Here is a 5,977-nt window from a genome sequence, read left to right on the forward strand (position 1 = left end):
ACCCCTCTGGAGGCCACGGACGGCGCGGCCTCCAGAGCACTTTGTCGTTTTTGGACGGAAAATCCCTAGAACCCCATTCTCTTTCGCTTCTTTTCGCTCTCTTCGTCTCTCTCTCACTGGGCCAGTTCACGCCCCCGAGGCTCAGCTGATGGGGTAGGGGAGGCGCACCGGTACCGAGGCGCTACCCAAGGACACCGCAACAGGCTATCATATTCGCAAATTGATTCATCAAATGTGAGATATGACATGGAAGAGCTGAAAGCGAAATGGATCTTTGAGCAGGGTGGGTTCTCAAAGGCGATGATCGTGCCGACGCCGATGGGTCAGGGCTACCACCTGCACCTGGTTCAGTTCGGCAAACAGAGCGAAACCGTTGTCCTGGAACGACAACGCGGTGGCTGGCGTGTGTTCAAGAGCATCGACGCGGCGGCCAACACCGCAAACAACATTGGATTTAGGCGGATAGAGGTCGATTTGTCGTCGATCCGCTGATGTCCTCCATGGAAAGCGAAGGCCATTGCGGCAGAAAGACTGTAATAGGATAAAAACCTATTAGCCGTCTCCTGAATGCTATTGCATTGGTGATCATGTCGAAACTACCGCATAGGTAGATCAGTCATACCCTCGCTACCGTGGGGCTGGCAGTTGGCATTGGCCAAAAGTCGGTCGTGCTCACCGTAACGGACGGTCAGGGTGAAGGCCTGCGTGTAATTGGGGGGTGTAAGCCCAAACCGCCGAAAATTGGGGTTTGGGGAGCAATGGAACCAAAAACCAACGTAAGCTCTGAATCCCACCGTAAAGGGGCTTTCCGATCTCCAGCTCACCCGCCAGGCATTACTCTCTGATCAGTGCCTCGATGATCGGGCAGATCGTTCCGCCGTCTCCCGCATCACATTGCTGCACCAGTTCGCCTAACAGTTGCTGCATGACGACCAAGTCGGCCATCTTCTGCTCGATCAACGCGAGCTTGCGTGCAGCCCGTGCTCGCGTTTCGGCACAGGCGCACGACTCATCCAGCGTCAGCAGTCCACCGACTTCCGAGAGCGTGAAACCCAGCGCCTGAGCCCGCTTGATGAAACGCAGTCGCTTCACCATGTCCACCGGATAGCGCCGATGGCCACCCAAGGGTTTGGCTGGTTCATCCAGCAGCCCGCGTCGCTGGTAGTAGCGGATCGTCTCGACGTTCACCCCGGCGGCGTCTGCCAGCTTGCCAATGGTCAGCTCTGTGGCCATCACTTTCTCCTTGATTCCGTACTTTGGTACGGAGTTTAGAATAGCACCTAGGCAATCAGGCTCAGGAGATGGGAATGGGGATGCAACTCACCGGGAAAGGCTCGCTGGTCGCGAGTTCGCTGACCGCCATCGGTGCGTCGGTGTGCTGTGTCGGGCCACTGGTGCTGTTGGCACTCGGTGTCGGCGGTACGTGGGTGGGCGCTCTGACCATGATGGAGCCACTACGCCCCCTCTTCATCGGGTTGACTCTACTGTTCCTGGGATTGGCATTCCGCAAGCTCTACCTGGTGCCACAGGTTTGTACGCCAGGTACACCCTGCGCCGATCCGCGCACGCTCGTGCGACAGCGACTCGTGTTCTGGATCGTCAGCGTGCTGCTGCTCGGCCTATTGGCCGTGCCGTGGCTCGCCCCGCTGTTCTACTGAAGGAGATTAACCATGCGCAAACTGCTGATCGCCGTGCTTTTCGCCTTGCCCTTCGTGGCGCTGGCGGCTCCCCCGAAAACCGTCACGCTCGACGTGCAGAACATGACGTGCGGACTCTGTCCGATCACGGTCAAGAAGTCGCTGGAGAAGGTGTCCGGCGTGAGTGACGTCCAGGTCAATTTCGACCAGAAGACGGCGACCGTCACCTACGATCCCGATAAGGCCCAGCCCGAGGCACTGACTGAGGCGACCGCGAACGCGGGATACCCCTCCACAGTGCAGAAGTGAGGTCACGATGAGCGCCATTGTCCTTGAGTCCGTGCTGACTTGCCCGCGCTGCGGCTTCGCCAAGCCGGAAACCATGCCCACGGACGCCTGCCAGTTCTATTACGAGTGCAGCAACTGCAAGGCGCTGCTGCGCCCCAACCCAGGGGATTGCTGCGTTTTCTGTTCGTTCGGCTCGGTGAAGTGCCCGCCGATCCAGCAGCAGCTTGGGTGTTGCTCATAGCGTTTAGGGGGATCACAGGTCGTCGTCTGGATTACGCAGTGGCCGCAGCTCGCCGCGCGCAACTTCTTCCGGTACCGCAAAGGAATACCGCCCGAGCATGTTGATGTGCTCGTAGATCAGCGGCGATAGCCGGGCCAAATCCTCTTCCAGCACTGGATAGCCGTGCTGCTTGAGCCGTTCCACGGCCGCCGTCATGTAGAGGGTGTTCCACAGCACGATGATGTTCACCACCAGGCCCAGAGCACCGAGCTGGTCTTCCTGGCCTTCGCGGTAGCGCTGGCGGAGCTCGCCGCGTTTGCCGTGGAACACGGCGCGGGCCAGGCTGTGCCGGCCTTCGCCTCGGTTCAACTGGGTCAGGGTGGCGCGGCGCTTGGACTCGTCGTCGATATAGGTCAACGTGTGCAGAGTCTTTTCGATCCGCCCGAATTCGGCCAGCGCCTGGGCCAGCCGGGTGGGTCTATCTCCCGTTTGCAGCGTGCGCATGATGCCAGTCGCCGGCACCCGGCCGAGTTTGAGCGAGCCGGCCAGGCGCAGCAGGTCGTCCCAGTGCTCGGCGATCAGGTCGAGTTTGACCGACTGGCGGGCCAGCCCGTTGAGCTTGCCGTAGTCCGCGTCCGGGCGCGTGCGCCAGAAGCGGGTACCGCCGACATCGGCCAGCCGCGGACTGAAGTGGTAGCCAAGTAGGCGGAAGAGCCCGAACACCACATCGCTGTAGGCCCCGGTGTCGGTCATGATTTGCGTCGGCTGCAACTCGGTCTGCTGTTCCAGCACGACCGCCAGCAACACCAGGCTGTCGCGCAGCGTGCCGGGCACGGTGATGGCGTTGAGGCCGGAGAATTGGTCGGAAATCAGGTTGTACCAGGTGACACCCCGGCCGGTGCCGAAATACTTCGGATTGGGGCCGGCATGCACGGTGCGCACCGGTATGACGAAGCGCATGCCATCGGCGGAGGCGACCTCGCCGCCACCCCAGACTTGGGCCAGTTCCAGTTGGCTTTGCGCTCCGACCAGGATGGCGTTAGCCGCTGACAGGGTGTCGTCGCGGATATAATTCTGGCTGACCCAGGACAGCCGGTCACGGCGCAGCGCCGGGTTGTCGGTGCGGATCAAGGGCTCCAGGCCGGTGTTGCAGGCCCCGCCCAACAGCACCGCGCAGAGGCTGGTGACCAGGTTGTCGGCGCGTGCATTGCGTTCGGAGACATGGGTGAAGGCCTCGGAAAAGCCAGTGCGGGCGGCGATTTCCAAGAGGATTTCCGGCAGATCGACACGCGGCATCAGGTCAGACACGGCCGCCCGCAGTTGCAGCAACGAGCAGGGCTCGTCCAGCTTGTCCAGCGCCCCGAGCGACAGTTCGGTCTTGCCCTCGGTGTTCTCGCTCAGTTGAATCGCCGGGTTGTCGGGCAGGCGCGCGGCTACTGCCAGCCAGGTTGCATCCAGCTCGACGGACAAGGCGTCCAGGGTGGTTTTGGCGTCGATGGTCAGGCCCAGTGACCGGCAGATGATCGGTCGCGCCGCCAGCCATTCGGCACCGTCGAGCAGGCCAAGGCGCGGGTCGGCATAGCGCCAACTGGGCGAGACGAAGACATCGCGGCGGCGCAGGGCCGTGCGCAGCGCATCGAGCGTGCAGAACACATAGGCACCCATGTCGAGGGAGCCATCTTCGCGGGTGATGTGCTTCTGCCAAGCCTTGGCCACGATCTCCTGCGGCGCGTCATCCTCTGGCTTCCGGCGCGGCAGGTTCAGTTGCAGCCACTCCAGACTAGCCGCCACGCCCTTGCCGGCCGGGCTGAAGCCGAAGCGGATGTGCTTGAGCAGGTCGGGCAGGAAGCGGCGCACGCTGCGGTAGCGCGCTTCCAATGCAAGAAAATAGACGTCATCTACCGGGCGGATCAGCGCGTTGACCTCTTCCAGGGCCTTTTCCAGGGTGGTCCTCGGCAGGTCGTTGAACAGCCGGGCGCGCACGTTGTCATCGCTGATCGAGCTGTCCAGCACGACCTTGCACGCGGCGGCGAGCGTCGCGGCCGACCGATCCAGGTCTTTCAGGCTGCGCATGCGGGCTTTCTTGTCGGCCTTCTCCGCGTTGCTGAACAGGTCGCGCAGCAAGGCCTCCAGGACTTCCAGTGCGTCGTCGTGCGCAGTCGCCTCCAGGCAGAGTGCGAAGGCCACCAGTGTCGCCATCCGCCGCGACGCCGGCAGCCGATTAATCGCGGTGACCTTGGCCGTGTTGGCGAAGCGGGCCAGGGCGGCGATACGGCTGGGAGGGATGTGCGCCGCCGCCGGCAAGGTGATGCCGATGCCGCGCACGTCATCGAGCCGGCGCAGTGCCCGAATCAACGCGGGGCCACTGACCATGACCGGGCCGGAGCGCAATTGATCCAGCCGGGAGCTGTGGTTGCCTTCGGCCACCGTCAGCAAGTCTTGCAGTTGCAATCGCTGTTCCTCAGTCACGCTGCGGCCCAGCGTAAACCAGAGGCGTTCTTCGACCCGACTGCGCAACTGGGCGATAAAGCGCTCTAGTTGAGACACACCAGGCAGGAGGACTTTCTGTGTGAACAGCCACGAGGTGGCTCGCTCAAACAGCACTCCCGGCCGGTCGGTGCCCGTCCAGCAGAGGGCATACAGCCAGCGGCTCAAGCGAAAGCCGATGCCCGGATCGGTGAAATGACGATAGCCAAAGCGGTTCTGAATATCGGTGGCATGTATCCAGCGGCGATGATCGCTATAGCGCTGGAGGCAGTCGGGGTCTGGAATCGCCAGTTGTCGGCAAAGCACCTGCAGGACTTCCACCGGCACGGCGGCGGGCTTGTCCGGCAGAACGCCAACGAAGCGGACGGTGGTCAGCAGAACGGCATAACCCAGACGGTTATGGTTACCCCGCAGCACCTGGATGGCTTCACGGTCTTCATCGCTCAGGTGGAAGTAACGTTCCAGCTCTTCACGGCTGGGCGAATCAACATAGCGGCCAAAACCGTCGCGTTGCTCTTGAGTCAGAAAACCGACCGGCATTGATCACAGCACCTCGACGCAGAACACGGCGGGCGTGACGATCCGCGTGCGTTCGATGTGCCCGCGTTGCAGCAGGCCGGCGCGGCGATCACCGGTTATCAGGTAGTCCGCATCGCCCGCCAAGGCCATGGCCAGCAAAAACGAGTCATCCGGATCATCGGCTTCGACCTCGATGGTCAGGCGCTCCAGTACCACAGCCCGTTGCAGGTTATTGATCATGGCGCCCACCTTGGCGGGCTGTAGGATGGCCTGAAGCTTGGGATAGCGGCTGGCTCGACGAATTTCATCGAGTTGCATCCGCGAGGTCACCACCTCGAAACGCGCCGCCCGCCAGGCACGGTAGATCGCATCGGGCGCGCCATGTGGCGAGATCAGGGCGCTGAACAGGATGTTGGTATCCAACACGACCCGCATCAGCGCTTACGTGCCCAGTCGAGCGCTTCGTCAACCGCGTTGGTCAATTCTGCCTCACTCAGATGGGCGTTAGCGGCCTTGGCCTGCTCAGCGCTCAGCTCCAGGATGTGTGCCCGTACCGCTTCTTCGATGAAGCGCGACAGGTCGCCCTTACGGCCGCCGCCCTGGCTGGCCAGAAACATCCGAAGCGACTGGTCGGTGTCGGCCGAGACGGCGACATTCCAGCGAATGGTATTCATAGCGTTCTCCGCTAATAGGTGTTTGTGTGTTTATACGCCAATCACAAAGGGCGATGCAATGGTTCGACAAAACGAACGTAACCGTTCACCGGGAGGATGTTGACAACAACTCTTCCGGGAGCGGGTAGTCTGTTTTCTCTATGCAGGCACTG

The 5,977-nt window shown here is 61.9% G+C and carries 8 protein-coding genes; 4 read left to right on the forward strand and 4 right to left on the reverse strand.

The window, feature by feature from the left end; all coding sequences use genetic code 11:
• Window positions 1-246 precede the first annotated feature (246 nt).
• Entirely contained in the window at window positions 247-492 is a 246-nt protein-coding gene (locus PG888_RS22155; protein ID WP_101618213.1) for a plasmid replication protein RepB, read from the forward strand.
• Between the two features lie 342 nt (window positions 493-834).
• Here the strand turns inward: PG888_RS22155 and merR are convergent, their stop codons facing one another.
• Window positions 835-1,233, reverse strand: coding sequence for an Hg(II)-responsive transcriptional regulator (gene merR / locus PG888_RS22160; protein ID WP_003089120.1), 399 nt, complete (start codon window positions 1,231-1,233; stop codon window positions 835-837).
• A 74-nt stretch (window positions 1,234-1,307) separates the two neighbouring features.
• Between merR and PG888_RS22165 the strand changes: the two genes are divergently transcribed.
• Genes PG888_RS22165 through PG888_RS22175 form a run of 3 tightly spaced genes read left to right on the forward strand, consistent with a single transcriptional unit; the run spans window position 1,308 to window position 2,166 of the window.
• Window positions 1,308-1,658: a mercuric transporter MerT family protein gene (locus PG888_RS22165; RefSeq protein ID WP_003089115.1), complete on the forward strand. Its 351-nt coding sequence runs from the start codon at window positions 1,308-1,310 to the stop codon at window positions 1,656-1,658.
• Window positions 1,659-1,670: 12 nt separating this feature from the next.
• Window positions 1,671-1,946, forward strand: coding sequence for a mercury resistance system periplasmic binding protein MerP (gene merP, locus PG888_RS22170; protein ID WP_003150552.1), 276 nt, complete (start codon window positions 1,671-1,673; stop codon window positions 1,944-1,946).
• A 7-nt stretch (window positions 1,947-1,953) separates the two neighbouring features.
• Window positions 1,954-2,166, forward strand: coding sequence for a GDCCVxC domain-containing (seleno)protein (locus PG888_RS22175; RefSeq protein ID WP_003089113.1), 213 nt, complete (start codon window positions 1,954-1,956; stop codon window positions 2,164-2,166).
• Window positions 2,167-2,178: 12 nt separating this feature from the next.
• On the opposite strand, the gene PG888_RS22180 is transcribed toward PG888_RS22175, so the two are convergent.
• The 3 genes from PG888_RS22180 to PG888_RS22190 are packed head-to-tail and all read right to left on the reverse strand — an operon-like array spanning window position 2,179 to window position 5,825.
• Window positions 2,179-5,172 (reverse strand): Tn3 family transposase, encoded by a 2,994-nt coding sequence (locus tag PG888_RS22180; protein ID WP_270694401.1) that lies wholly within the window; start codon window positions 5,170-5,172, stop codon window positions 2,179-2,181.
• A 3-nt stretch (window positions 5,173-5,175) separates the two neighbouring features.
• The gene (locus PG888_RS22185; protein WP_003463562.1) at window positions 5,176-5,586 is read right to left on the reverse strand and encodes a putative toxin-antitoxin system toxin component, PIN family; all 411 of its coding nucleotides are present in this window, start codon (window positions 5,584-5,586) and stop codon (window positions 5,176-5,178) included.
• Complete coding sequence (locus PG888_RS22190; protein ID WP_003089107.1) at window positions 5,586-5,825, reverse strand: ribbon-helix-helix domain-containing protein; 240 nt, start codon at window positions 5,823-5,825, stop codon at window positions 5,586-5,588. Before PG888_RS22190 ends, PG888_RS22185 begins: the two co-directional genes overlap by 1 nt.
• Between the last annotated feature and the right edge of the window lie 152 nt (window positions 5,826-5,977).

This window comes from Aeromonas sp. QDB23 (assembly GCF_027707745.1).
In the GTDB taxonomy this organism is placed as follows: domain Bacteria; phylum Pseudomonadota; class Gammaproteobacteria; order Enterobacterales; family Aeromonadaceae; genus Aeromonas; species Aeromonas allosaccharophila.

What these genes read in the sequence shown, in the direction of transcription:
- PG888_RS22155 (WP_101618213.1), top strand. Translation starts at nt 247, where the DNA reads ATGGAAGAGCTGAAAGCGAAATGGATCTTTGAGCAGGGTGGGTTCTCA.
- merR (WP_003089120.1), bottom strand. Translation starts at nt 1,233, where the DNA reads ATGGCCACAGAGCTGACCATTGGCAAGCTGGCAGACGCCGCCGGGGTG.
- PG888_RS22165 (WP_003089115.1), top strand. Translation starts at nt 1,308, where the DNA reads ATGGGGATGCAACTCACCGGGAAAGGCTCGCTGGTCGCGAGTTCGCTG.
- merP (WP_003150552.1), top strand. Translation starts at nt 1,671, where the DNA reads ATGCGCAAACTGCTGATCGCCGTGCTTTTCGCCTTGCCCTTCGTGGCG.
- PG888_RS22175 (WP_003089113.1), top strand. Translation starts at nt 1,954, where the DNA reads ATGAGCGCCATTGTCCTTGAGTCCGTGCTGACTTGCCCGCGCTGCGGC.
- PG888_RS22180 (WP_270694401.1), bottom strand. Translation starts at nt 5,172, where the DNA reads ATGCCGGTCGGTTTTCTGACTCAAGAGCAACGCGACGGTTTTGGCCGC.
- PG888_RS22185 (WP_003463562.1), bottom strand. Translation starts at nt 5,586, where the DNA reads ATGCGGGTCGTGTTGGATACCAACATCCTGTTCAGCGCCCTGATCTCG.
- PG888_RS22190 (WP_003089107.1), bottom strand. Translation starts at nt 5,825, where the DNA reads ATGAATACCATTCGCTGGAATGTCGCCGTCTCGGCCGACACCGACCAG.